This window comes from Flavobacterium hibernum, from assembly GCF_000832125.1.
Classification (GTDB): domain Bacteria; phylum Bacteroidota; class Bacteroidia; order Flavobacteriales; family Flavobacteriaceae; genus Flavobacterium; species Flavobacterium hibernum.
In genome coordinates, this window is record NZ_JPRK01000007.1 from 331,203 (window position 1) to 356,549 (window position 25,347).

The 25,347-nt window shown below is 32.7% G+C and carries 23 protein-coding genes; 6 read left to right on the forward strand and 17 right to left on the reverse strand.

The window, feature by feature from the left end; genetic code table 11:
- The first annotated feature begins 2 nt into the window (after positions 1 to 2).
- Together IW18_RS08765 and IW18_RS08770 are read left to right on the forward strand one after the other, a co-directional pair.
- Positions 3 to 3,170, forward strand: coding sequence for an efflux RND transporter permease subunit (locus IW18_RS08765; protein WP_041517214.1), 3,168 nt, complete (start codon positions 3 to 5; stop codon positions 3,168 to 3,170).
- Positions 3,163 to 4,614, forward strand: a complete 1,452-nt coding sequence (locus IW18_RS08770; protein WP_041517215.1) for a TolC family protein — start codon at positions 3,163 to 3,165, stop codon at positions 4,612 to 4,614. Before IW18_RS08765 ends, IW18_RS08770 begins: the two co-directional genes overlap by 8 nt.
- A gap of 64 nt (positions 4,615 to 4,678) precedes the next feature.
- Here the strand turns inward: IW18_RS08770 and IW18_RS08775 are convergent, their stop codons facing one another.
- The 3 genes from IW18_RS08775 to IW18_RS08785 all read right to left on the reverse strand — a co-directional run bounded on the left by IW18_RS08775 (position 4,679) and on the right by IW18_RS08785 (position 8,448).
- Positions 4,679 to 6,388 (reverse strand): tetratricopeptide repeat-containing sensor histidine kinase, encoded by a 1,710-nt coding sequence (locus IW18_RS08775; RefSeq protein WP_041517216.1) that lies wholly within the window; start codon positions 6,386 to 6,388, stop codon positions 4,679 to 4,681.
- A gap of 53 nt (positions 6,389 to 6,441) precedes the next feature.
- Positions 6,442 to 6,639, reverse strand: coding sequence for a hypothetical protein (locus IW18_RS08780; RefSeq protein WP_041517217.1), 198 nt, complete (start codon positions 6,637 to 6,639; stop codon positions 6,442 to 6,444).
- A gap of 1,059 nt (positions 6,640 to 7,698) precedes the next feature.
- A complete protein-coding gene (locus tag IW18_RS08785; protein WP_041517292.1) occupies positions 7,699 to 8,448 on the reverse strand; it encodes a DeoR/GlpR family DNA-binding transcription regulator in 750 nt (249 codons plus the stop codon).
- An 85-nt stretch (positions 8,449 to 8,533) separates the two neighbouring features.
- Here IW18_RS08785 and IW18_RS08790 point away from each other — a divergent pair, with 85 nt between their 5' ends.
- The gene (locus IW18_RS08790) at positions 8,534 to 9,067 is read left to right on the forward strand and encodes a 5' nucleotidase, NT5C type (protein ID WP_041517218.1); all 534 of its coding nucleotides are present in this window, start codon (positions 8,534 to 8,536) and stop codon (positions 9,065 to 9,067) included.
- A 137-nt stretch (positions 9,068 to 9,204) separates the two neighbouring features.
- On the opposite strand, the gene IW18_RS08795 is transcribed toward IW18_RS08790, so the two are convergent.
- The 13 genes from IW18_RS08795 to IW18_RS08850 form a co-directional block, all read right to left on the reverse strand.
- Positions 9,205 to 10,557, reverse strand: a complete 1,353-nt coding sequence (locus IW18_RS08795; protein ID WP_041517219.1) for a GH1 family beta-glucosidase — start codon at positions 10,555 to 10,557, stop codon at positions 9,205 to 9,207.
- Positions 10,558 to 10,770: 213 nt separating this feature from the next.
- A complete protein-coding gene (locus IW18_RS08800) occupies positions 10,771 to 10,980 on the reverse strand; it encodes a hypothetical protein (RefSeq protein ID WP_041517220.1) in 210 nt (69 codons plus the stop codon).
- An 8-nt stretch (positions 10,981 to 10,988) separates the two neighbouring features.
- The gene (locus IW18_RS08805; protein ID WP_041517221.1) at positions 10,989 to 11,399 is read right to left on the reverse strand and encodes a hypothetical protein; all 411 of its coding nucleotides are present in this window, start codon (positions 11,397 to 11,399) and stop codon (positions 10,989 to 10,991) included.
- Positions 11,400 to 11,483: 84 nt separating this feature from the next.
- A complete protein-coding gene (locus tag IW18_RS08810) occupies positions 11,484 to 12,539 on the reverse strand; it encodes a type I restriction endonuclease (protein ID WP_041517222.1) in 1,056 nt (351 codons plus the stop codon).
- 151 nt (positions 12,540 to 12,690) lie between these two features.
- The gene (locus IW18_RS08815; protein WP_052480117.1) at positions 12,691 to 13,587 is read right to left on the reverse strand and encodes a hypothetical protein; all 897 of its coding nucleotides are present in this window, start codon (positions 13,585 to 13,587) and stop codon (positions 12,691 to 12,693) included.
- A 4-nt stretch (positions 13,588 to 13,591) separates the two neighbouring features.
- Positions 13,592 to 14,860, reverse strand: a complete 1,269-nt coding sequence (locus IW18_RS08820; protein ID WP_041517223.1) for an ABC transporter permease — start codon at positions 14,858 to 14,860, stop codon at positions 13,592 to 13,594.
- 3 nt (positions 14,861 to 14,863) lie between these two features.
- A complete protein-coding gene (locus IW18_RS08825; RefSeq protein WP_041517224.1) occupies positions 14,864 to 15,259 on the reverse strand; it encodes a hypothetical protein in 396 nt (131 codons plus the stop codon).
- A 13-nt stretch (positions 15,260 to 15,272) separates the two neighbouring features.
- Complete coding sequence (locus IW18_RS08830) at positions 15,273 to 15,530, reverse strand: excalibur calcium-binding domain-containing protein (RefSeq protein WP_041517225.1); 258 nt, start codon at positions 15,528 to 15,530, stop codon at positions 15,273 to 15,275.
- An 8-nt stretch (positions 15,531 to 15,538) separates the two neighbouring features.
- Positions 15,539 to 15,763 (reverse strand): DUF4236 domain-containing protein, encoded by a 225-nt coding sequence (locus IW18_RS08835; RefSeq protein ID WP_041517226.1) that lies wholly within the window; start codon positions 15,761 to 15,763, stop codon positions 15,539 to 15,541.
- An 89-nt stretch (positions 15,764 to 15,852) separates the two neighbouring features.
- The gene (locus IW18_RS23195) at positions 15,853 to 16,011 is read right to left on the reverse strand and encodes a hypothetical protein (protein WP_160113197.1); all 159 of its coding nucleotides are present in this window, start codon (positions 16,009 to 16,011) and stop codon (positions 15,853 to 15,855) included.
- A 151-nt stretch (positions 16,012 to 16,162) separates the two neighbouring features.
- The gene (locus IW18_RS08840; protein WP_041517227.1) at positions 16,163 to 16,831 is read right to left on the reverse strand and encodes a response regulator; all 669 of its coding nucleotides are present in this window, start codon (positions 16,829 to 16,831) and stop codon (positions 16,163 to 16,165) included.
- A 6-nt stretch (positions 16,832 to 16,837) separates the two neighbouring features.
- On the reverse strand, positions 16,838 to 18,532 hold the full coding sequence (locus IW18_RS08845) for a tetratricopeptide repeat-containing sensor histidine kinase (RefSeq protein WP_041517228.1): 1,695 nt from the start codon (positions 18,530 to 18,532) through the stop codon (positions 16,838 to 16,840).
- A gap of 54 nt (positions 18,533 to 18,586) precedes the next feature.
- The gene (locus tag IW18_RS08850) at positions 18,587 to 18,781 is read right to left on the reverse strand and encodes a hypothetical protein (RefSeq protein WP_041517229.1); all 195 of its coding nucleotides are present in this window, start codon (positions 18,779 to 18,781) and stop codon (positions 18,587 to 18,589) included.
- A 346-nt stretch (positions 18,782 to 19,127) separates the two neighbouring features.
- Between IW18_RS08850 and IW18_RS22655 the strand changes: the two genes are divergently transcribed.
- Entirely contained in the window at positions 19,128 to 20,135 is a 1,008-nt protein-coding gene (locus IW18_RS22655) for a hypothetical protein (RefSeq protein ID WP_052480118.1), read from the forward strand.
- Between the two features lie 162 nt (positions 20,136 to 20,297).
- The gene (locus tag IW18_RS08860) at positions 20,298 to 20,714 is read left to right on the forward strand and encodes a lipocalin family protein (protein ID WP_041517230.1); all 417 of its coding nucleotides are present in this window, start codon (positions 20,298 to 20,300) and stop codon (positions 20,712 to 20,714) included.
- Positions 20,715 to 20,808: 94 nt separating this feature from the next.
- On the opposite strand, the gene IW18_RS08865 is transcribed toward IW18_RS08860, so the two are convergent.
- Positions 20,809 to 23,154: a mechanosensitive ion channel family protein gene (locus IW18_RS08865; protein WP_041517231.1), complete on the reverse strand. Its 2,346-nt coding sequence runs from the start codon at positions 23,152 to 23,154 to the stop codon at positions 20,809 to 20,811.
- Between the two features lie 368 nt (positions 23,155 to 23,522).
- Here IW18_RS08865 and IW18_RS08870 point away from each other — a divergent pair, with 368 nt between their 5' ends.
- Positions 23,523 to 25,124 (forward strand): Na+/H+ antiporter, encoded by a 1,602-nt coding sequence (locus IW18_RS08870; protein ID WP_041517232.1) that lies wholly within the window; start codon positions 23,523 to 23,525, stop codon positions 25,122 to 25,124.
- Positions 25,125 to 25,347 lie beyond the last annotated feature (223 nt).

A 25,347-nucleotide genomic window follows, 5' to 3' on the forward strand; every position in this document is an offset into this window, starting at 1 on the left:
CAATGTTTAATAAATTTATTCAAAGACCTGTACTGTCGATAGTAATATCGCTTATAATTGTCTTTTTAGGGATATTGTCGGTATTGAATTTACCTATTACACAATTCCCTACAATCTCACCACCAATGGTGAATGTTACTGCAGATTATCCAGGATCTAATGGTGAATTGATGATCAAGGCCGTTGTAATTCCGTTAGAAAGAGCCTTAAATGGAGTTCCAGGAATGAAATACATGGCTTCTGATGCTGGAAATGATGGTGAAGCTACTATAAAAGTGGTGTTTAACTTAGGAACAGATCCTAATCAGGCTGCAATTAACGTTCAAAACCGTGTAGCTTCGGTTACCAATAAATTACCACCTTTAGTAATTAGAGAAGGTATCAAAATCACTCGAGAAGTGCCAAGTATGTTGATGTACGTGAATCTTTACAGTACAGACAAAAATACCGACATGAAGTTCTTGTACAACTATGCAGACATCAACGTTTTATCTGAATTAAAAAGGGTAAACGGTATTGGTTCCGGAGATATCTTAGGAACACGTGAATATGCAATGCGTATTTGGTTGAAACCTGATCGTATGTTGGCTTACAAAATTTCTGCCGATGAGATCATGGAAGCTTTATCTAGCCAAAGTTTGGAGGCTTCTCCTGGTAAAACTGGAGAAAGTTCAGGTAAACGTTCTCAAGCTTTTGAATATGTATTAAAATACTCTGGACGTTTTACAACAAAAGAGCAATATGAGAATATTGTTGTAAAATCAAATGCAAACGGAGAGCTTTTACGTTTAAAAGACGTTGCTAAAGTTGAATTTGGTAGCTCGATGTATGATATCTATTCTAATTTAAATGGTAGACCATCTGCGGCTATTGTATTAAAACAATCTTTCGGAAGTAATGCAAATCAGGTTATTGAAGAAGTAAAGGCTAAACTGGAAAAAATCAAACAAAGATTTCCAAAAGGAATGGATTACGAAATTTCGTATGACGTTTCTAAATTTCTTGATGCTTCTATCGAAAAAGTAATCCATACACTTGTTGAAGCATTTATTCTGGTAGGTATCGTAGTATTCCTTTTCTTAGGAGACTGGCGTTCGACAGTTATTCCGGCAATTGCAGTACCAGTATCATTAATTGGAACGTTTGTGTTCATGACTTTCTTTGATATTTCATTGAACTTAATTACATTATTTGCTTTAGTTCTTGCAATTGGAGTCGTCGTCGATGATGCCATTGTAGTAATCGAGGCCGTTCACGCCAAGATGGAGGAAGAGCATCTCTCGCCACTTAAAGCGACTAAAAAAGCAATGCACGAAATTGCAGGAGCAATTATAGCAATTACATTCTTAATGGCTGCTGTATTTATTCCGGTTGCGTTTATGTCTGGTCCGGTTGGGGTATTTTACAGACAGTTCTCTGTAACTATGGCAACTGCGATTATCCTTTCTGGTATTGTGGCTTTGACTTTGACACCTGCACTTTGTGCGATGATGTTAAAAAACAATCATGGAGAAGTTAAAAAGAAAACGCCAGTAAATGTATTTATAGATGGATTCAACAACAAGTTCAATTTAGCACAAGGTAAATATCAAAATCTATTAGCTAAAATTGTAAACAGAAGAGCGGTTACCATTATTGCACTTCTAGGTTTTTGCGCCGGAACATGGTTAATTAGTAGTACAGTTCCTTCTGGGTTTATCCCGAATGAGGATCAGGGTATGTTTTATGCTGTAATTCAAACGCCACCGGGTTCATCATTGGAAAGAACCAATAATATTGCCGAAAGACTGCAAAAAATTGCGGAGAAAATTGATGGAGTAAAATCTGTTTCATCATTAGCAGGTTACGAAATTCTGTCTGAAGGTACAGGTTCGAACTCAGGAACTTGTTTGGTCAACCTTAAAGACTGGAGCGACAGAAAGCATTCCGTTTTGGAGATTATGGCCGAAATGGAAGAAAAATCTAAAGATATTGCAGGTGCTAATATCGAATTCTTTCAACCGCCTGCTGTACCTGGATATGGTGCTGCCGGAGGATTTGAGCTTCGTTTGTTAGACAAAACAGGTTCTAACGATTACAAAAAAATGGAGCAGGTTAACAATGATTTCGTTAAAGAGTTAAATACTCATCCGGAATTATCTAACGTGTTTAGTTTTTACAGTTCTAGTTTCCCTCAGTACATGATGAAAGTAGACAACGACATGGCACAGCAAAAAGGAGTTTCTATCGAAAACGCGATGAATACCTTGTCAACTCTTGTGGGAAGTAACTACGAAATTAGTTTTATTAAATACGGAATTAACTATAAAGTAATCGTTCAGGCTTCGCCGGAATATCGCGCACAGCCAGACGATATCCTAAAGTTGTATGTAAAAAACAATCGTGATGAAATGGTTCCTTTTTCTGCTTTTATGAGATTAGAAAAAGTATACGGACTATCTGAGATTACAAGACATAACATGTACACTTCTACACAAATTAGTGGTTCTGCAGCGGCAGGTTATAGCTCTGGTACGGCGATTAAAGTAATTCAGGAAGTTGCCGCTAAAAAATTACCTAGAGGTTACGATATTGACTGGGCAGGTATTTCTGCCGATGAGGTTGCTCAAGGAAATCAGGCAATTTGGGTATTCTTGATCTGTTTAGGATTCGTATACTTAGTTTTGGCTGCCCAATACGAAAGTTTTATTTTACCATTATCTGTAATTCTTTCTTTACCGGCAGGTATTTTTGGAGCTTTCTTATTGTTGAAATTAACAGGATTAGAAAACAACATTTATGCTCAGGTTGCAATGGTAATGCTTATTGGTTTACTAGGTAAAAATGCTGTGTTAATTGTAGAGTTTGCAATACAGCGACATGCCGCAGGAAGATCAGTACTTGAAGCAGCAATGGAAGGAGCTAAAGCGAGGTTCCGTCCAATTTTGATGACTTCATTTGCTTTTATTGCTGGATTATTACCACTTGCTTTTGCAACTGGTCCGGGTAAAATTGGTAACAGAACCATTGGTACTGCTGCTGCCGGAGGTATGCTTATAGGAACCATTTGTGGTGTATTTGTAATTCCGGGCTTGTATTTCATTTTTGCTAAAATTGCCGAAAAGCATAAACTGGTAAAACATGAAGAAGAGAATCCATTAACAGAAGAAATTGATAACAATCATGTATAAATTCAAATCATATCAATATGGTATTGCATTAGGTATTTGTCTTACGGTTGCAGGTTGTAAAGCCCCTGCGCCTGAGGCACCAATAACGCCAAGTGCAGCAGTTCCTGAGTCGTTTGGTGCATCGGCTCCAGCTCAGGATGCAAACAATAATACATCAACATTAGCTTGGAAAGATTACTTTAAAGATCAAAACCTTGTAGACTTAATTGATGTTGCCTTAAAAAACAATCAGGAATTAAATATCACTTTACAGGAAATTGAAATTGCTAAGAATGATATTCGTGTAAAAAAAGGACTTTTATTACCAACAGTTGGTGTTCGCGCCGGAGCTGGTGTTGAAAAAGTAGGTAGATATACCAGCCAAGGTGCCGGTGATGCTACTACAGAAATTAAACCCGGTAAAGAAACTCCAGATCCGTTGGGAGATTTTACAATATCTGCTTACGCAAACTGGGAAGTAGATATCTGGAAAAAACTACGCAATTCTAAAAAAGCAGCTTTAAACAGATATTTGGCTACCGTTGAAGGTAAAAACTTTGTAATTACAAATCTTATTGCCGAAGTTGCTGACTCGTATTATGAGTTAATGGCTTTAGACAATCAGCTTGATATTGTGAAGCAAACGATCAAGTTGCAGACAAATGCATTGGAAATTGTAAAGATTCAAAAACAAGCTGCAAGAGCTACAGAACTTGGTGTTAAAAAGTTTGAAGCTGAGGTTTTAACTTCAAGAAGTATGGAGTTTGATATTTTGCAACAAATAAAAGAAGCTGAGAATAAGATCAATTTTTTATTGGGTAGATATCCACAGGAAATTAAGAGAACAAATAATAATAACTTCTTGAGTTTATTGCCTGCCGCTGTGAGTTCTGGAATACCGTCTCAATTATTGGCGAATCGTCCAGATATTAAACAAGCAGAATTAGAGTTAGTTGCAGCAAAATTAGATGTAAAAGTTGCTCGTGCTGAATTTTATCCGTCATTGAATATCACGGCTGCAATAGGAGTAGATGCTTTTAAACCATCGTATTTGCTTACTATGCCAGAATCACTTTTGTATTCATTAGCGGGAGAGCTTGCAGCGCCATTGATTAACAGAAATGCTATCAAGGCCGAATTTGCTAGTGCAAATGCAAGACAACTTCAGGCGTTGTACAATTATGATCGTACGGTTTTGAATGCTTATTTAGAAGTATCAAACCAGCTTTCTAAAATCGAAAACCTACAAAAAGGTTACGATCTTAAATCGCAACAAGTTGATGCGTTAAACACCTCAATTGATGTTTCTAATGATTTGTTTAAATCAGCTAGAGTTGATTATTTTGAAGTTTTAATGACGCAACGTGATGCATTAGAAGCAAAATTAGAATTAGTAGATACTAAAAAAGAACAATTGAATGCTGCTGTCCATGTTTATAGAGACTTAGGCGGCGGTTGGAAATAATATTGCCTGTTAATTTGTAGAAAAAAAGCCTTTCAAGAGTTAAATCTTTGAAAGGCTTTTTTGTTTATTTAGGTATAGATATTTTGGCTTTAAACCCTTTATCAGGTTCTGTGTCAAAGTTAATAGATCCTTTAACGGCTTCAATTCGGCTTTCCATGTTTTTAAGGCCGTTTTTTACCATCGTCATTTTTTCGCAGCCCTTACCGTTATCCGTATAATTTATTAAGATTGATTTTTGATCATTTTCAAATTTTATAACGACCAAATTTGCCTTACTGTGTTTCTTCATATTTACCATTAATTCCTGTAAAACTCGGCTAATAGTGATTTTTTTTATGTCATCGATAGTTTCCCAGTTCACATCTTCCAGGTTCGTAACGATGATATTTCTTCCGTTGGTATTGTAAGTCGAAAGCATTTCTTTGATGCTGGAGGTAAAATTGATACCCGTATCAATTTTATTATTTTCTTTTGAAATTCCTCTTACACGCCCGTAAATATCATCTAATTTTTGAAGAAGATTTTCTTTAGTGTTTTCCTGAGATAAAGTTTGAGATTCGGCAAAAGCAATTACATGATAGACATCGTTTGCCAACTCATCATGGATTTTTTTAGCAATTCGAGCTTCTGTATTGTACGAAGTCTTAAATTCTATAGCTTTGTTTTTGTTTTTATAATAACGTATTAAAATCGCTATTAGAATGACCAAAAAGATAAAAACAATAACAAACCCAATTCGTAGATAAGTGGCTTTTTGAAGCGCTAATTCATTTTCAGCTTTTTCTAAACGAAGTTTTGCATTTTCGTCTTTTTCTTTTTTAGCGTCGTATTTAATTTTAGCAAACTTGTTTTTAAAGTTGTTTCTAACTTTAATAATACTGTCATTTAAGGTAAAATACCTTTGTACATATTTGCCGGTTTGGTTACTGTTGTTATTAGAGATTAAAATTTGCAGCGCTTCTAATCTTTCGTCAACACTATTTAGTTTTGTGGCTGTGTTGTATGCTGCATGAGCATTTTCATCTGACTTCTGAAGATCTTTTTTGGCATAATAATCGGCAAGATGAAGATAACTTTGAATACTTCCGTAAGTATCTTTAAATTTAGTCCTTGTTTGGAGCGCATCCTTCATTAAACCGAATCCTTTTTCATCTATTCCTTTTTTAAAATAGGCAAAACCCAAATTGTCCAGAAGTCTGGACTCATTAACTTCCTGACCTTTCTCTTTTAATAATTTTTTGCTTAAAAGAGATTCTAAAAGATTGATTGCATTATCATATTTTTTTTGTTGGATATAAACAGCAGCAATATTGCTTAAAGGGAATTGCTTAATAAGAGGATCTTTAAATTCATTGGCTGCTTCTTTATAATAGTGGATAGCATCATCATAAAGAGAAAGTTCTTTGTCAGCAATGCCTAATATGTTTTTTATAGCTGCTTTATCCTCATTCCTTTTCGTTACATATAGTAATGCTTCGGTAACTGTTTCCTTACTGCCATAGTAGTCTCCGTTGACTTGCTGAATTGTTGCCATTTGAATGAGTATGTATCCAATATTAGCACTGTCTTTTAATTTTTCGAAAAGTAGTTTTGATTTATTATATTCGTCAAATGCGATATTGAAGTTTTGTTTGCTGTGATCTTCAATTGCTTTATCTCGTATACGAAATGCTTCATCACGTATAGGATCTGTTTTAGTATGATTGATCTTTTTGTCTTTACATGCAAGGAGAAAAAGTAGTATAATAAAATAAAAAAACGGGGACCGTAACATATAAATTTACTTTCCCCGAAAATAGTAATTAATTAGACACTAAAAATATTTATTTATTCATCACCACCAGGTGTTTTAATTGGTGGTTTCCCAGGAGGAGTACCATCACCCGGACCATCAGCGTAAGTTGGTTTTTGATGATTAATAACCTTTTCAGTTTCCTTTTTTGGTTGTGTTTCATACTCATCAGGAGTACAAGAAAATATAGTGAATAATGACGCAAAAGCGACAAATAGTATTAGTTTTTTCATTTTGATTTAATTTAGAAATTAGACATAGGTATGGCCGTCCGGAGTTTATCCGAAGAATTTTGGCGGCGATACCAAATTGGTTTTTGGGAAGTAAACGGTGTAGAACAGTAAGACGTTTTTTATACTTCCCGAATAAATTCGGTCTTACGGTTTTTTACACTGTTAATTAGAACTAGTTTTTTATTTTCGTTTTAGTCTGCAGACAAAACTTGAACTAATTTCTGAGGCAAAGGAAAGGCGCTTTCAGCCCATTGTTTATAGGAGATTCCCAGAATTCCCGCGTTTTCCCGAGATTCCTGAAAATTCCTTAAAACAAAATATATTGCGCGCCAGATTTAGGCTCGTTAGAACGTGTTGTGTGAATTTAAAACCAAACTTGACCTTTATTTAATAGAGGCAAAAAGCGCTAAAAAGGTTGTATTGGATTATTGAAAAAAAGTTAAAAATGTAACATTGAAGAAATCAGACCAATTGAAAGTGCTAATAAAGTTGCGACGATTGTTGAAATTGGGAATAATGGCATATAGATAGAGATTTTGGTGAATAATAAACATGAAGCGTCAAAAGAAGATCCTAAGAAGGGAAATCTTTTGTTTAAAAGGAGCAATATATTTTCTAAAAAAAAAAGCTTAGAAAGTATATCCGTGATAAATAATTATGATTGAAATTGGAGCGATTGCTCTGGTGTCTTCAGCATGTTTATACTTGCGGAAGAAAAGAGATTAGAAAGAATAGTTTCTAAATGAAATTGTAAAGCATTTAGAAAAATTAAATGCTTAGAGGAGTAAAAAAAATAATTTTTAGAGAAGTAATTAAGGAGTTTAAAAAGTCTGTTTTTCGGCATATATTTACTGTTATTTACACTATAAAGATAAGAAAAACTTATCGGAAAACCTAATAAATACAGGAGAAAATGTCGTTTTTTTTGCTTTTTTTACGATTTTTTTTTTCGCGCAGATTTAAAATAATTTATGCAGATACACGCCCATTTTATTAGTTTTAATTTACTTAAATCTGTAAAATTTGCGTGAAATAAAAGTCTTTTTAGCGCTGGTATAATTAAACAATTATTACACCGGAATCTTTGTAAGCTTTTAGAATTTCTTCTTCAGGTGAAGCATTCGTTACCAAAACATCAATATTGCTAATTGGACCAATAAAATAAGATTCTGCTGTTTCTACTTTTTCAATAGAACTTAATGCTATGACATAATTAGAATTTTGAATCATAGTTTTTTTAATCTGAGAGTCTTCGTGTATAACGCCTGTAAGTCCGCGATCGTGATGTATACTGCAAACACCCAGAATACAAATATCAGCTCTAAAATTTCTGAAGAAATCTATAGTATCGATACTGGCTGTTGTAAAGGAAGTTTTGCACATTTTTCCGCCGGCAAAAATTAGATCAATATTGGGTAAATCTTCGACTAATGCTGCAACAGGAAAACTATTGGTAATTACCGTAATTTTTAGATCGTAAGGAAAACTTGCAACTAATGCCACTGATGTTGTTCCGCCATCAATAAATACAACTTGACCATCTTTGAGATATGAAATGGCTTTTTCGGCAATAATTTTTTTGTTTTCAATATCGTGTTTTTCCCTTTTTCTATAATGATGCGGAATTGGAGAAGGAGCAACTGCACCTCCGCGAACGGCCTTTAGTAAACCTTGATCCGAAAGTTCTTTTATATCTCGTCTTACCGTGTCTTCAGATACATTTAAATACTCGCTGAGCTCGAGTAAAGTAACTCTGTGCTCTTTTGATAAGTATTCTAAAATTACTTTTTGGCGTTCTTCCTTTTTCATGTGTTGCAAATTTATATTGCAAAAATAAGTTAAAATTGCAATATTTTGCAATATTTGCGTAAATTTGTTGCAAAATAAATTTATCATGAAAAAGAAAACAATTGCAATCGATATGGATGGTGTACTTGCCGACATCGAAGTTCAACTTATTGAACATTATAATAAAGCACACGGAACTACATTATCTAAAGAAAGTATTCAGGGATTGGCCGAAGATGATGCTTTCGACAGACCTCTTTTGCGTAGTGTTTTAAACGCCGATAATTTTTTTAGAACTTTACCTGTTATGGATGATGCTGTAGAAAGTTTACTTCGTTTACAGGAGAATTTTGAAATTTTTATTGTTTCTGCTGCTACAGAATTTCCAGTTTCTTTGGCTGAAAAAGTGGATTGGCTAGGAGAACATTTCCCGTTTATTAAATGGGAAAATATTATTTTATGCGGAAGCAAAAGAATCATCAATACCGATTTTATGATTGACGATCACAGCAAAAATCTGGATTATTGTATGGGAAAACCAATTATGTTTACGGCATCTCATAATATAAACCAAACGCATCATTTAAGAGTGAATAATTGGAAAGAAGCTGTCGAAGTTTTAGAAAAAACTTTGAATTAATTTAGGTTTAACCGCAAAGCGCGCAAAGATTTACGCAAAGTTCGCAAAGTTTTTTAAATAAAAACTTTGCGAACTTTGCGTTTTATAAAGCAGTCTAAATAGAAAAAAACTTTGCGCCCTTTGCGGTTAGAAACAAATCAGGATAAGAAATCCCTAAACCACAATCCAGAGTGTTTAATAGTTCTTTGTTGAGTTTCGAAATCAACATGAATTAACCCAAATCGGGCGTTGTAGCCCTCGGCCCATTCAAAGTTGTCTGTCAGAGTCCAAACAAAATAGCCTTCGACATTCAAACCATCTTCTTTGGCTTTAAGAATTTGTTCTAAGTGATCCTGAATATAGTGAGTACGCTTAATGTCGTATACTTTTCCATTTTTGAGTGTATCTGGAAATGCAGCGCCATTCTCGGTGACAATAATTTTTTTGATTCCTTTGTAATTATTGAATTTTTTCAGCACATGATAAAGAGCCGGAGGATAAACTTCCCAACCCATATCAGTAGCAATTACATTCCTTTTTTCGGCACTTACTAACTCGGCACCTATGTAGGGAATTAACATAGAAGATTTTACAACTTCGCGTGTATAACATTGCAGACCAATAAAGTCAAAATCGAAAGAAAGATTGTTTAAATCGTCTTCTAAAATATAGTTGTTAAGCTTTTTTAGTACCGATAAATCGGCTTGCGGATAACCCAAACCTAAAATTGGCTCAATAAAAGTTCTGTTGAGTAAAGTATCTACACGTTTTGCGGCTTCAATGTCTTTTGAGCTTTCAGTAGCAGGTTCAATATGCGTGCAGGAAAAAGTAGTTCCAATGTTTGCATCTGGAATTTTGTTTCGTACTATTTTTGCACCAGCAGCAGTTGCCAGCGTAACATGATGCATGGCTTTAAGATAATTCGTAATACCTTTTTTGCCCGGAGCATGAATTCCTAAAAAATATCCCGCACCTGTAAAAACAGAAGGTTCATTAATAACCATCCAATTTTTTACCCGATCGCCAAAATATTGTGTACAAACTTCGACATATTCTGAAAACCACTTAACAGATTCTCTGTTTGTCCATCCGCCTTTTACTTCTAAATCATGTGGCAGATCCCAATGATAAAGTGTAATCCAGGGTTCTATTCCTGAAGCTAGTAACGAATCAATGATTTTGTTATAGTAGTCTATTCCGGCTTGATTAACAGGATGGATTCCTGTTGGCATAATTCTGGGCCAACTGATCGAAAACCTGAAATTAGGTATGTTTAATTCGCGGATTAAGTCAATATCGGTTTGATAAGAATTATAAAAATCGCAGGCAATTGCGGCATGATGTCCGTTTTTTATTTTTCCTTTTTGCGATGTAAAAACATCCCAAATAGACGAACCTTTACCATCGGCATCATGTGCCCCTTCAATTTGGAAAGCGGCGGTTGACACACCCCACAAGAAATCATCTCCAAATTGGTCTTTGTTTAAAAATGAGTTCTCAGCTTTATTCATTCAAATGAGTTTTCCTTTATTTTTTGGTGTAATTTATTAATGAAGGAAAGACGATTGCATAGCTCTTAAAAAAAGCCATTCTTTGAATGAAACCAGAAAATTTAGATTGAAGAATTTCATAACATTTAGTTTTAATCAAATTAATAAAACTAATGTGAATTAGTTGTAAAGTGTATGTTATCAAATGATTAAGTATGGAAAGATGGAAAGGTTTTAATCTTCCCATCCACAAAGCGTTAAACCATAACCCTGCGCTTGTTTAAGCGATGTTTTTACAGTTTCACTACGACAGCTTTTTAAACCACGGCAATTTTCATTAAAATGATATTTTTTTGCACCGGTAGAACCACAAATAAATACACTTTTTTCCGGAGGATGAAAAGAAGTTAGAAAAACAAATAGAAGAAGTAAACTATATTTCATTAGATATTTTATTTGGCGATTAAATCGTATTTATTTCCTTTTTTATCGACAGCTTTTAATTTTCCGTACGAAACCCATTCTGTACTAATCTCAATATCTGCAACAGTATCGAGAATTAAAATTCCCGCCCCATATTTGCCAAGAACATTAATATTCCCGCAAACTGAGTCGCCTTTGGCATTTATTCCCTTTACATCATAATTATATTCATAATGCCCGGGATTTCCAGTTCTGTATTCGTATTGATACTTGGTGTTTACATGATATGTTTTTGCCTCTTCAGGTGTAATAGTTTTTCTATCATCTGCTGTAATTACTTCTTTATAAAAAGTATTGATTTGGTCGGGAGGTGGAGCCGAAGCTTTTTTACAGGATATTATAAATAATAGAAAAAGTAAAATAGAGTAGTTTTTTTGCATAGGCTTTAGGATAAGTTACTTTAAATGAGTCGAGTTAAATCTAATTAGAATTGCCTTTTTTAAAATACGTATTTACACCTGATTTTATTCCGTTTCATAAAGTGCCGCAGTTTCTAATAATTCTTTTTCAAATTGATAAATATCATCGATTGAAGTAATAGCAGTTTTAGATTCTGTTTTATTATCATAAAACAAGCTAATATATTTTTTTCCTCCATTTAAATGAAGTCTGCACAAAGGTTTACGGTTATTATCATCGAGTAAAATTCCAAAATATGACTGTGTATCACGATGAACAATTCGATTCGTTGGTAATTTTCGTCGCAAAATGGCAACTACAATGCGATAACCTTCTAATTCTTCTTCAGTAGTATTAACTTTATTTTCATCTTCCACAGTTATGATCTCTTCATCCTGTTGTTTGATTGTTTCTTTTGTAAGAGCAGCATTGAGGCGATCATTAATTTTATCATTAATAAATTGATTTACTGATTTCTGAACCAAATCTTTAAATTCATCAACAACTTTTTCGGTAAGTCGACCAGCATACACTTTATTAGCAAAAAGTTTTGTAAAATCATTCGATGGATTTTCTAACTCCGCATTAATTTGTTTTTTAATTTCTTTAATGTATTTTAAAGAACTTGCGTTACTAACAATATTATTGATGTCAAAATTAGCCTTATGGAATTTTGCAATTTCATTAATGGTGTTTTCTTTTAGATTAGTAATATCAAACTCTAAAAAAGGTTTTTCATCCATTTTATTCTGATCATCCAGGTCTGTGAAAAACTGATAATTAATACCATTTGTTAGAAGAGCAAAACGAGTCTTTGTAACATGAAAATACCTAAACAGCTGTGAATTATGTATAGTCAGTTTTTCTTTCCAGCTTTTGCATTCTACAATCAAAATTGGTTCATTATTCTGAAAAATAGCATAATCTACTTTTTCTCCTTTTTTCAAACCAAGATCTGCTGTAAACTCAGGAACTACCTCAAGCGGATTAAATGCATCATAGCCAAGAATGTTTATAAATGGTAATACAAAAGCATGTTTCGTAGATTCTTCAGTTTCAATTCTGCTTTTTAGCTGGTTTATTTTATCTGCTAACGATTTAAGTTGAATGTTAATTTCCATGAGATTGTGATTTAGATTATTTACTCAAATGTAAAACCAATCAAAATCAATATTTTATGGAAATCCGTAATTGGGGCATTTTAGTAAGTGCTTTAAATAGAAAAAAGAGGACGTCGAAACTCCTCTTTTAAAATTTTGTTATGCATTAAGGCTAATTTTTCGAAATAAAATCTTTAATAATTTTATCCATATTCGAGGGTAGATCTGCATTTTTGATTTCAAAATGTTTTATTTTCATTTCAGTAAGCCATTTAGTCCAATATGCCTTAATAACTTTTTCTTCATAAGGATTGTTTTTGCTTGGATTAATCCCTAAAATGAGAACCTCGAGGTCTGATAAATCTGTGTCAATTTTAATAAAACCAAAATCCTGATCTTTAAAATTTTTCTCCCAATCGTTATTGTTTAAACTATTTTTCCGAATCAATTCTGGCGTGATATACGATGTTCTATTGCGATCTTTCATTATAGTACTTTCATAAAACATATAACCATCTGTCAAAATAACAAGAATATTTCGTGCCTTATTTTCGATACATTGATCTTTTACTTTAGTATCAAAAAAACGCCATATATCTGATCCGATATAATTATCGTCTTTTATGGCAGACTCATATATTTTTAAGGTTTGTGAGGCATAATTAGAGTTTATAGAATTCAGTAAGTCTTTTGAAGCATTATTTTGATCAATAACTATTTTTAGCTTTTGTGAAATTGAATTGATAGCTGGATCAAGAGGTTCGGGATTAAAAAACAATTGCATTTTATCATTAATTTGCCTTATTCTTTTTGCCTTTAAATGTTGTGTAAAAGCTTCCGAAACTGATTTTATATATCCTAAATCTCTTTGATAAAATTCCATCGTTGGATTTGGATTTTTTTTAATGCTTATTCGGTCAGATAAATCAACAAGAATGCTGATATTATAATTTTCTGAAACGGCACTTTTTACGGCTGTTTCTTTATGTTCTTTTTTTTCATCGTCTTTGCACGAAAAAAACAAAACGAGTAGTAATGGCGCTAAATATTTAAGTAAAGTTTTTTTCATTTTATTAGTTTTTAGAATATACTAAATGCTGAAAGTCAGGATCGGTTAAATTTAATTTACTCAAATGTTCTTCAGAAAAAAGTTCACAGCTTTGCAAAAGTTCTTCTTTCTCTTTGTAAGGAAGCGCTATTTCAGTACCAATGGCTTGATACCATCCTTCTTTGTATTGATGATGATAATGTAGATACTCTTTTACTGGGAACACAAAACCATCAATTTTAGATTGAAGTTCAGAAATCTTACCTGTTATAGTAACTATTTGCTGTTTGAAATCATTGATCTTATTAATGTATTCTGCTTTTAGTTTTTCTAAATCAATCATGTTTTCTTTTTTACCTCTAATAAAAGCTCTGATTTTATCAATGTTTTCGAATTCTTTCATTACAAAATCAAAAACAAGACCCCAAATAATATACACGACAAATCCCGCAAATATGATCATCCAAAACTCTGCTTCACCCAATGCAATATTTAAATTATAAGGAGCAGAATCAGTTGTTTTATTAAATTCATAAATCTTTTTTTCGATTTGATAAGCCAATAAAGCATCAAAGAGAAACGTAGTAACAAATAAGGCAATCATTCTTAAGATGTTTTTAATACCTTTTCCTTTTTGAACCATATGAATTACATAACCCAATCCCATAAATACAAACGGAATTGTTATAACCAAAACACCTTCGAGCCAGCTTGCTTTAAAAGAATTTGTCAATGCATCGGCATCAAAAATGGCGGCGGTTAAACTATCATTCGAAAATTCCTTGAAAAAAGCAGAATAAGAGGCCGATATATAAAACACTAAAACGTAAAGTGTAATAGGAAGTAGTAAAAACAAACCAATATAAAACTGAGCTTTTAAACCCTTACCATCCTCAATTCCGTATTTATCAGGATTGCGTTTTACTTCGATAATTTCATTTTTTATCACGTCGATATTGTCGTTAATATCCTGTTCTTTCTTTTCGTAAATACCAATTGCGGTTTCAGATTTTTTAAGTTCAGTTCTGTTTTTTTCCTGTTCTTCGCGATAAGGCTGTTTTAATTTGTCTTGCTCTAATTTTTGTTTTCGGCACTGATCTTCAAAACTCATATATAAATTCTGTAGACATGCTTTTAAAACAATTGGTTTTCCAGTCGCTTTTATCGAGGCGGCAAAACCACTTTGGTAATAAGTTATTCTAATTTGTTCTCTGTCCTCTTCATTTTCTTCTAAAGATTTAAAAGTAGAATCGTCAGACTTTTTTAAACTAAATAATTGTGTAAGTGATTTCATAATTTAAGAGTTTAGTTGACTAATAATTTCTTCTTTACCAATGTTTTTCTGAACGCAGTCAATAAGATAATCAGATAAATCATTAATATTTTCATCCATAAAATCAAATTTTCGGCAATACTTTCTAAGCATATTTAATTCGTCATCGGTAACTTTTCCGTCAGCCCAAATAATTCGGGTAAAATCATATAAATACTCAATTTTGGTATTTAGAGCTTCGGGAACAATAAACTCAGTATTAACAGGGTTGAGAAAAAGTTTGTCAAGTTCTTCTTTAGGAATGCCTCTTTCATCTGCAAAATGATACAGCATTTGAAGTTCTAATACATCAAACTGATCGTCGGATAGTGCCATTTGATACAATCTCAAAAAATGGCTTTTAAGTTCTAGTGTTATCATGTTTTTGGGTTTATTATTTTAAAGATTCACATGCTTTTCCGTTACCATCTCGATCCAGATTTTTGTAACACGTTTTGTTACTGTTATAAGTTGCCTGTGCTTGTGCTTGAGTTTTAAAATCGTCACAGGTTTTTGTGGGACAATTTGAGTTTGATCCTGAACTAGAACCTGAAGTTATTTCTGATGAATCTCCTGAATCTGAACAAGAAATTATAATGCCTGCTAGCATTAATGTGGAAATAGAAATTATTTTAATTTTTTTATGTTTCATTGATTCTATTATTTTAAGTGATAAATTAAAAAAGTGATAAATCCTGTAAAAATAAAAAGCACAAGGCATCCGCTATTTTGATATCGTACTCCTGATATGCCCGTTTTTACAGAATAGCCACTTTTGCCAAATGTTCCCATTTTTGTTCTTAAACTTGGAGAGATGCCAGATTTACTAATATTTAAGCCAAATCCCCCGCCAAGTCTAATTCTTTTTTGAAATCGAAAACCCATGATTTTAAGTTTAGTTTATTAAAGTTTTTAATAATTCAGAAACTTCTTTTGACTCTTCTCTTATTTCATGTCAATCGAAGTAGAAAACTTTACTTTCTTTTTTTGTAATGGTTATTAGTTTTTGAGTTCTTATACTTTCCTCCTTTATGAGAACTTCCTTTTCCATTTTTATAATGACCACTTTGTGCTTCAATAGTGCCTCCTAAAACAAGGAAAAACAGACTGAATAAAACGACTAATTTTTTCATAATTTAATTTTAAATTGATTTAATAATTCAAACTTAAACCTATTTGAAACCAGTATTTTACGGAAATCCATAATGCATGTTTTTTTAATTTTGGGCAATAAAAAAAGCCCCCGAAGGAGCTTTATAATTTAAAAATGGCATTATAATAATATTAGATAATTCCCATATCTTTTGTAATAGAAACCAGGTGAACGGTATTATTTGCCTTAAAAAAGTCTTTTAGTTTAGAAAGTCTTTTTTCCATGGCACTTTTGCTATTGGGTTTTTTACCTGAGTCTTTAAAGATTTGTACAATCTCATCCTGTGGAGTTCCTGAAGATAAATGTTTTAAAATTTCAATGTCTAAATCGTCTATTTCAAAATTGCTTTTTTCCTGAAGCGCAGATGCAACATCATGCGAAATAAATTTTCGATCTGAAGTTGAGGTTAGATGAATTGCTTTTTTTAAGTCTTCAATACTATTCCGTCCTTTTAATACAAAACCATCAATTTCGGCATTATCAAAAAGAGATTTTATACGATAGCTTTTATCTTCGACAGAATAGGCAATAATTTTAATATCAGGCTGAAGTTCACGAACCTTTTCAATAAGTTCGTCACCACAAGTAATTTTTACTTCACGATGATCTTTTTTAAAAGAAAGATCACTGATTAAAAGATCGTACGGTTCATTGTCCAGAATTGCTTTTCTTATTTTTAAAAAGGCATCATCGCAATATTTTGCGTGTTGAAAATTTACAATCTCTAAATCTTTTAAGGTTTGCTCGATGCCTAAGTTTATATCTTCAAGATCTTCGGCAACTATTACTTTTTTAAACATAGGCTTTTATTTAGGCAGCGTTATTTTTACTTTAAAACCTTTATCAGGTTCAGTGTCAAAAGTAATAGTTCCTTTTACGGCTATAATACGGTTTTCCATATTTTGCAAACCATTTTTTTTAATTTGTTCCTTTACACAGCCTTTTCCGTTATCTGAGTAATTGATAACGATATTATTTGCGATAATTTCAAACTTAAAAAAAACGACAGAGGCCTGGCTATGCTTTTTCATATTGACCATTAATTCCTGTAATACTCTGTGAATCGAGATTTTTTTAATATCGTCAATAGTATCCCAGTTTATTTTCTCGATGCCATTAATACTAATATTTGTATCATCATTATTATAGGTAGAAAGTATTTCTTTTAAATTTTTCCAATAATTTGGTCCGGTATCGATATCATTATTTTCTCTCGAAATTCCGCGAACACGCGAATAAATATGATCTAATTTTTGAATTAAATTTTCTTTACTGTCTTCATTTGTAAGAGACTGTGTTTGCGTAAAAGTAATGGCTTGAAAAACATCATTTGCTAGTTCGTCATGAATGTTTTTTGCAATTCTGGTTTCGGTATCATAAGCAGTTTCCAGTTTAATAATTTGGGCTTTGTTTTTATGGTTTTTTTTGACAAAAAACAGCACTAATCCCAGAATAATAAATCCGGAAAGAAATGAGATTTTTTCGATTTCAGATTTTTGCAGCGCAACTTCATTCTCTACTTTCTCTAAGCGAAGTTTCTGATTTTCGTCTTTTTCTTTTTTAGAATCGTATTTTATTTTGGCAAACTTGTTTTTAAAATTGTTTCTAATTCTAATAATACTATCGTTTATAGAAACATATTTTTGAGCGTATTGAGTTCCCGAATTACTAGAAATTAATAAAGATAATGCTCTCAAACGTTCGTCTACGCTGTTAAGTTTCGTTGCTGTTTCGTATGCTATTTTAGCATATTGATTTGATTTTTTAATATCGGTTTTTTCGAAAAATTCTGCTAAATGAAGATAGCTTCCAATAATTCCATAATCATCATTGGCTTCTGTTCTTAGTTTTAAACCTTCGTTAAGAAGCTGAATTCCTTTATCGTTTAATCCTTTTTTAAAATAGGCAAATCCAAGATTATCAATAACTCTGGCTTTACTTTTTACAAATTCATCAAGTGCTTTTGTTTTCAAGATCGATTCTAAGAGTTCAATAGCTTTATCATATTTTTGCTGTTTAATATAGATTACGGCAATATTATTTAAAGGAGATTGTTTTGATACTTCGTCTTTTGCCTCTTTTACTGCTTGATTATAATAAGAGATAGCGTCATCATATATAAAAAGCTCTTTATCAGCAATGCCAAAAAGATTGTTAAGAGCTACGATATAATTATTGTCATTTTTAACATAAGGTAATGCTTCAGTTAGTGTTTCTTTACTCCCATAATAATCACTATTTACTTGCTGTATATTGGCCATTTGAAGTAAACTGAAGACGATGTTTGAACTGTCTTTTGAAGATTCAAATAGTACTTTTGATTTATTAAAGTTATAGAAAGCACTGTCATAATTGCTTTTTTGAAGTTCATTTAATCCTATTTCTTGTAAAGTTTTAGCTTCTTTTTTAAAGTTATTGGGTTTAATCAGCACGGTTGTTTTCTCTTTGCAGGAAATAAGCGAGAGAAATATAAATATAAAAAAAAAGGGGGAACGCAGCATAAATGTTACTTTCCCCGAATTTAGTAATTAATTGAAATATTACAGTTTTTTTTATTATTTTTTTGGTGGTTTGATATTTACCGGATCATCATCTGGTCCTTCTTCCCCAGTTGCTTGTGTTGCATTTGGTTTTGTAATCTCTTTTTTTACCTCTGTTTTTTTAGCTGTTGTTTCAAATTCGTCTGCTGTACAAGAAAAAATTGTAAGACTCAATAGCGCGCACGCTCCCAATGTAAATAGTGTTTTCATTTTTTTATGATTTAAAATTTAGTTAAAGGGCATTGCCGTTCAAAAAGGTTCTGAACTTTGTTATGGCAATACCAAATTGCTTTGGGAAGTGAATTGCGTAGAACTATAAAACTTTATTTATACTTCCCGGAATAAACTCCGCTTTACGGTTTTCCGCACTTTTAATTAAACCAGTTTTGTACATTTGTTTTAACCGCGATTTAAAACGATAACTGATTTTGTTATGGCAAAGTAAAGACGGTTTTCCGCCAATGTTTATACGGATTTCCGGGATGTCTTAACTTTCCTGTCTAATCCGAAAAATCCGGAGAAATCCGATATAAAATCCTGAAAATCCTGAAGGCTTATGAGAAAAATTACTTTAGAAGAGATTGAAAATAATTACAAAGAAGCAATTAGAAATAAATTTAAAATTGAAAGAGTCGAAGGGAAGCATTCGCATTATTTAAGCAATCCTTCGCAAGCACTTTTAAGAGATTTGTGTTGGGAAATTTTTAGTTCAGAACCAAAAACGGATGATTTAAGTACATATCGTAAATTTTTTAGAACCGATTTTACTCCGGAAGAAAATACTTCAAGGCAGTACACAGATAAATTTAAAAAAGTAGGAGGATTTTATAAAGGAGATAAAGATCCAGCCAATATTAGTACCGTAGAATTAGCAGCAATTTTGGTAGACTTTCATCCAAGACCTCTTAATAAGTTTAAAAAAGAAATTGGTGAAGAAGATATGAAACTGATAGATGAACTTAGAAATACTGACTTTTCTCCTAAAGAAGTTTCTACTGATGAATTGGTAAAAGAAAGCGAGATAGAAAATTTTACGGATTCTAACGTCGATTTTGCAGAGACAGATTCAGTACCAATACAAAATCAATATTTAGAACCAGTAACTTTGAAAAATAAAGAGCCAAAATTAGAGCAAACACCTGAAGCAACATCAATACAAACTTTTGGAGAGTTAGTTGATAAACCGAAAGGGAAAAAAAATAGATATTTTGCAATTGCGGCTGTTTTAATATTATTAGTTGCAATAATATTTTTAGCATTGCCAGAAAAACAATGTATGCAATGGTCCAATGATCATTACGAAATAGTTGATTGTGATTTGAAAATTGAAGGTATTGGTATGCCACCTCGTATTGAACTTCTAGATAAGAGCCTTGTAAATTTGAAAAAAATAAATGTTTGTGATACCACAACTTGTTTTGATAAAAATGGACAAGCTATGATTTGGTATGCGAAGACAGCAAATGGAATTGACTTTTTTAATGGTCATGGCAGGCATCCTGAGAATAACAGCCCGTTGAGACCAGTTACCCGCTATATTTTGGATAAATATGTAAAAAAGTAAACGATGTAAATGACTTTTCAAGACGTTGACTTAACGAAATTTATTTAAGTAAGAAATTACATTGTTTAAAAGGGTGATTATGTAAGTAAAACCAAATATTGTATAACGACTTTGTTTCATGATGAGATTAATTTAGCATAAATAATTTTAAAGAAATCAAACATGAAAACTAAAAGAATATTATTCGGATTATTATTGAGCATTGGTTTATTTGCATCGTCGTGTAGTAGTGATGATAATGAAGGGGAAACAATCATTCCTATTCAAGGGAAATACAATCTTAGCCAAACAGGATCAATTGTTGGGGACAAAGAAGTGCTTTTTGATGCACCACAAAACGCAAGCGGATGCAGTAGAGATTATTTAGATCTTAGATTGAGTAATGCTGCTGTTATTGGAGATTATAATGGTAGTGATTGTGCTTTAACAGAAACTACGGGAACTTATGCAAGATCTCATAACGATTTAACAATTAGTGTTGGTAATGTAAGCTCAACAAGCGATATTATGAATCTTACGAACAAAGAATTGAAATTGAAAGACAAAACTACTGGTATAATTACTGTTTATACAAGATAGTTTGAACTGCAAATCTTAATTTAGGTTTGAATAAAAAAATCCGTCAAGCACTTAGCGTGACGGATTTTTTATAAGTCTGAATTTTGAACAGTTTTTACGTAGATAAAGTCAAACCTTTAGCTTTAAAGTTACTAAACAAAACTTGTCTCGCACTGCTAATAGTTTCTTCGGTTCTATAAATACTACACCAAAATTTCACCTGTAAATTGAATTTTCCTTCAGAAATAGCAGTGTAATAAAGTTGAGGTGTTTTTGTATTGTTTACCAATTGCATGCTTTCCAATGATTCTAATACAATTGCATTAATTTCTTCGGGCATAATATCTCCAGTAACTTCAATCGCAATTTCTACCAATTTAAAGTTGTCTGTATACGTCCAGTTAGTAATATTTTGAGATAATAAATTACCATTCGGAATAATGATTTCCGCACCGTTGGCAGCATTTATTTTAGTAGTACGTAATCCCATCGATTTTACACGACCAGATTCTGAACTAATATTGATAACATCACCAATTTGAATGGGTTTGTCAAAAATTAAAATAATACCCGAAACAAAATTATTAACCACATTTTGAAGTCCCAGACCAACTCCAACTCCTAGAGCACCCAGTAAGATACTCAATTTATCTAATGGCATTCCAGATGCAGCAACGGCCAAAAGATAACCACTTATTAATACAACAAGTCTTGTAATTAGTAATTTAGAATGTTGTCTTTTGTTGACGTTTTCTTCGTTTTCATCATCAATTTCGCCAAAAAAGTACGCGACATAATTTTGCAATAAGTGCGCCATCCAAATAATGATAAAAAACAAGACAATGTTTCCTAAAGTAAAAGTGATACTTCCAATTGTATTTGGATGACTTAGTAATGCTGCTAAACCAGTACGCAAGGATTCCCAAAAGTTTAAATTGGATGCAATTACAACCACCCACATATAAGTGATTACAATTATAAAAGGTTTTTTGAGCGTGTCTGACAAACTTTCAAAATCAAAAATCTTTTCGATACCGCGTTTTACTCGCGTCGTATAAATTTGCAAGAGAATAATCTCTAAAACTATTTTTAAAAGAACACTTAAGGCAACAATTTGTGTAAGCGAGATAAAAGCCGTTAAACTCAACATATTTGCGAGTGAAACTCTTCCAAAAAGATTATTAAGTAATGCTAAAATATTTAAACCAATAAAAATTATAGTTGCCCATTTAAAAAAGCCCTTAATATAAAGCTGATCTTTTATACTTTTTAGTTGAACGAAACCGTAACGGATTCCTAAAATATTGATGATAATAAAAGCGCAGCGTTGTATAAAACCTACAGCAATAAATAAGTCTAAGAAACATAGAACAAGAAATAATACCAAAAGTAATACCCAATTGCGCATGGCAATTTTTGACCAACTGCTCTTAAAAATAAAAGTAAGAAGTCCCAACAGCGCAAGCTGAATTAACTCTATAAACATTGCAGGCGCATATAAATTGCTTACAACGGCAATGTTTAAACCAATAACTGCAACGGGAATTATAACGCCTTTGTTTAAATATTTGAAATTAAATTGTGATAGATTTTCGGCATGACCATTATTGTTGAGGTATTTTAAATTACGGGCAATGTACCAACTTAATAATCCCATTAGTAAAACTAGTGTAATTAATCCTCCGGCTCTGTAACTTAAATAATAGGCCGCGACATTTTCTTCAATAATTATTTTAGCTTTAATATTTTGCCCAACTATTTTTTTAGCCGTAGAATCAGTACTCCATAATGCAGGATATTCTTTTTTTAGCATACTAATTCCTGATTTTTCAAGTTTAGTATCCACCATAATTAAAGCATTCGAAACGGCAATTTTTCTTTCGACAGTAAGCCTTTTATTGGTGTTTAAAATACCCTGATTTTTGGTCATTAAACTATCAGTACTTAAGTATCTGTTTTTAAGATTGGCTAATTCTTGCTTAAATTGTTTACGACGAATGGTATCTTTTATAAGTACCATTAAGGTTTTGTCTTTGCGTAAATCGATTACTCTATTTTTAATTTTTTCAAGAGCCAGATTGCGGGCATTGATTGCTGCATTTTGTTCATCCAGTTCTTGCTCAATCTCTTTCAGTACGATACCATACATTTGTTGGTTGCGAACGTTAGGATTTGAACCCTTTAAACTTGCCAAAATAAGATCAAGTTTGCTTTGAGTTCTTTTAATATCTCCAAACAAATGATGACTATTACCATCAAATTCAGTGTCGTTATGTGCAGATTCTAAAACCTCTCCAGCTTTTTCAATGGCCATTAAAAAATCACTATCGGTAGTGGTTTCTTCAAATAGTTTAGATTTCGTTTCAGTTTTTGGCGGAGTTGTTTGCGAATAGGTAAGTGGTGCGTAGAAAAAGACTGCTAATAAGGCAAGTAGGTAAATATAATTTCTTTTTTGGATCATAATTTATGGCAATGAATTTAAGGGTCAAATGTAGATTTTTTTAAGATAAATATGATTGACAGAATAATAAAATTAGGTTAAAAGAGATTTTGGTTTTTGCCACAGATTTAAAGGATTATAATGATTTATGGCGTAGCAACTTTGTAAAAGATTTAAACTTTGACAAAGTTTCAAAAGTAAACGAGATATAGTTTTACACAAAGATACTCACGCAAACTAAAAAAGAAAATCTGTTCAATCTGCTAAATCTGCGTGCAAAAATAACTACAAGCATAAGAAAAAATCATTTTAATCTGCGGCTAAAAAAAGAAAAATTAAAAATATTATATTCGTACTCTCATACCACAAATACCAAAAACAATTAGAAAATGGAGAATATTACCGTAATTATCATGTTACTATTTGGAGTCGCTTTCCTGAGTCTCGTTAGTAAAAAATACAATTTTCCCATTCCAATTGTGTTGGTGCTTTGTGGAGTAGTCATTAGTATTATTCCTGGACTTCCGGTAATTGCTTTAAGTCCCGAGGTTGTTTTTATTGTTTTTTTACCGCCTCTTTTATACCACGCTGCGTGGTACACGAGTTGGTCAGATTTTAAACAAACCATAAGACCAATTACTTTGGCAGCTGTAGGTTTAGTGTTTTTTACCACTTTTGCCGTAGCAGTTGCTGCCCATTGGCTGATAGATGATATTTCCTGGCCGTTAGCTTTTTTATTGGGAGCCATAGTTTCTCCGCCCGATGCTGTTTCGGCAACTTCTATAACAAAAGGTTTGGGTTTACACCCCAGATTAATTGCTATTCTTGAAGGCGAAAGTTTGGTAAATGATGCCAGCGGTCTTGTGGCTTACAAATATGCTCTCACCGCTATTACTGCCGGAAATTTTGTGCTTTGGCAAGCCGGACTAAATTTTGTTATCATGTCGGTTTTAGGAATCGCGATTGGTTTAGCCGTGGGTTATGTAATGAGTTTTATTCATAAAAGGTTTGTTTGCGATGAGGTGATCGAAGCCACTTTAACTTTATTGACGCCTTTTGCATCTTATTTAATTGCAGAACATTTTGAAGCTTCGGGAGTTTTGGCAGTAGTGGCAACAGGACTTTTTCTATCGGCGAGATCGGGAACGATTTTTACGCACGAAAGCCGAATGACGACGGGAACAATCTGGAGCGTTTTAACGAATATTCTAAACGGATTAATTTTTATTTTAATCGGATTGCAACTGCGACAAATTATGGAAGGAATAGGAGATTATTCCGGTTGGTCTTTATTTGTTTGGGGCGCTTCGGTAAGTTTGGTCGTAATTCTGGTGCGTTTTTTATGGGTAATTCCGGCAACTTTATTGCCAAGGGTAATCAGTAAAAAAATTCGTTTACAAGAAGAATTCGATTTCCGAAATATGATTGTTTTCGGTTGGTCCGGAATGCGTGGCGTGGTGTCGATGGCGGCTGCCTTGGCGCTTCCGCTGATGATGAACGAAACGGAGAAATTCCCATTGCGAAACCTTATTATTTTTCTTGTATTTTGTGTGATCCTTTCGACTTTGGTCATTCAGGGATTAACTTTGCCGTGGCTGATTAAGAAATTAAAAATTGAACGTTATTCAATTCTTGCCGAAGAATATGAAATACGAAATACCATTGTTTCGCAAACCATTACACATATCGAAGATAATTTTTCATTACTTAACGATGACTTGCTGCACAATATAAAAAGCAAATACGAGGTAAAATTCAACCGTCTCCAAAAAACAGAACTTCCTGCCAACTTCTTTGGAAAAGGAAATTTAATAGGTGGCGAGATCTTCAACGATTTTACTAAACTTCAAATTGATCTTTTGAATGTTGAACGTAATAAACTAGAATCCATGCACAAATTTGGTTCCGTCAATGAAGAGATTTTCAGAAAGATTGAGAAGGAACTGGATTTAGAAGAGACTAGATTGTGGATGGAGATGTATGAGGAGTAATTTTTAATGAAAAATTACGTTTGATATCAAGAAAGACTAATTTTTAGAAAGACTTTTTAGTTTATTCTTTTTCTCAAAATCCAACAAAAACTGTATACTGTATCCTAAAATCGTATAATAATTACACACATAAAAAACACTAAAAACACTTAAACTGCTAGAAACCAGTTAAAATAAATAATGGCACAAGCCTTGCAAAATGGGATAATGTAAAATCCTTTCC

What these genes read in the sequence shown, in the direction of transcription:
- IW18_RS08845 (WP_041517228.1), bottom strand. Translation starts at nt 18,532, where the DNA reads ATGCTGCGTTCCCCCTTTTTTTTTATATTTATATTTCTCTCGCTTATT.
- IW18_RS08800 (WP_041517220.1), bottom strand. Translation starts at nt 10,980, where the DNA reads ATGAAATATAGTTTACTTCTTCTATTTGTTTTTCTAACTTCTTTTCAT.
- IW18_RS08795 (WP_041517219.1), bottom strand. Translation starts at nt 10,557, where the DNA reads ATGAATAAAGCTGAGAACTCATTTTTAAACAAAGACCAATTTGGAGAT.
- IW18_RS08840 (WP_041517227.1), bottom strand. Translation starts at nt 16,831, where the DNA reads ATGTTTAAAAAAGTAATAGTTGCCGAAGATCTTGAAGATATAAACTTA.
- IW18_RS08850 (WP_041517229.1), bottom strand. Translation starts at nt 18,781, where the DNA reads ATGAAAACACTATTTACATTGGGAGCGTGCGCGCTATTGAGTCTTACA.
- IW18_RS08865 (WP_041517231.1), bottom strand. Translation starts at nt 23,154, where the DNA reads ATGATCCAAAAAAGAAATTATATTTACCTACTTGCCTTATTAGCAGTC.
- IW18_RS08810 (WP_041517222.1), bottom strand. Translation starts at nt 12,539, where the DNA reads ATGGAAATTAACATTCAACTTAAATCGTTAGCAGATAAAATAAACCAG.
- IW18_RS08830 (WP_041517225.1), bottom strand. Translation starts at nt 15,530, where the DNA reads ATGAAACATAAAAAAATTAAAATAATTTCTATTTCCACATTAATGCTA.
- IW18_RS08790 (WP_041517218.1), top strand. Translation starts at nt 8,534, where the DNA reads ATGAAAAAGAAAACAATTGCAATCGATATGGATGGTGTACTTGCCGAC.
- IW18_RS08835 (WP_041517226.1), bottom strand. Translation starts at nt 15,763, where the DNA reads ATGGGTTTTCGATTTCAAAAAAGAATTAGACTTGGCGGGGGATTTGGC.
- IW18_RS08775 (WP_041517216.1), bottom strand. Translation starts at nt 6,388, where the DNA reads ATGTTACGGTCCCCGTTTTTTTATTTTATTATACTACTTTTTCTCCTT.
- IW18_RS08765 (WP_041517214.1), top strand. Translation starts at nt 3, where the DNA reads ATGTTTAATAAATTTATTCAAAGACCTGTACTGTCGATAGTAATATCG.
- IW18_RS08805 (WP_041517221.1), bottom strand. Translation starts at nt 11,399, where the DNA reads ATGCAAAAAAACTACTCTATTTTACTTTTTCTATTATTTATAATATCC.
- IW18_RS08780 (WP_041517217.1), bottom strand. Translation starts at nt 6,639, where the DNA reads ATGAAAAAACTAATACTATTTGTCGCTTTTGCGTCATTATTCACTATA.
- IW18_RS08815 (WP_052480117.1), bottom strand. Translation starts at nt 13,587, where the DNA reads ATGAAAAAAACTTTACTTAAATATTTAGCGCCATTACTACTCGTTTTG.
- IW18_RS08770 (WP_041517215.1), top strand. Translation starts at nt 3,163, where the DNA reads ATGTATAAATTCAAATCATATCAATATGGTATTGCATTAGGTATTTGT.
- IW18_RS23195 (WP_160113197.1), bottom strand. Translation starts at nt 16,011, where the DNA reads ATGAAAAAATTAGTCGTTTTATTCAGTCTGTTTTTCCTTGTTTTAGGA.
- IW18_RS08860 (WP_041517230.1), top strand. Translation starts at nt 20,298, where the DNA reads ATGAAAACTAAAAGAATATTATTCGGATTATTATTGAGCATTGGTTTA.
- IW18_RS08820 (WP_041517223.1), bottom strand. Translation starts at nt 14,860, where the DNA reads ATGAAATCACTTACACAATTATTTAGTTTAAAAAAGTCTGACGATTCT.
- IW18_RS08785 (WP_041517292.1), bottom strand. Translation starts at nt 8,448, where the DNA reads ATGAAAAAGGAAGAACGCCAAAAAGTAATTTTAGAATACTTATCAAAA.
- IW18_RS08825 (WP_041517224.1), bottom strand. Translation starts at nt 15,259, where the DNA reads ATGATAACACTAGAACTTAAAAGCCATTTTTTGAGATTGTATCAAATG.
- IW18_RS08870 (WP_041517232.1), top strand. Translation starts at nt 23,523, where the DNA reads ATGGAGAATATTACCGTAATTATCATGTTACTATTTGGAGTCGCTTTC.
- IW18_RS22655 (WP_052480118.1), top strand. Translation starts at nt 19,128, where the DNA reads ATGAGAAAAATTACTTTAGAAGAGATTGAAAATAATTACAAAGAAGCA.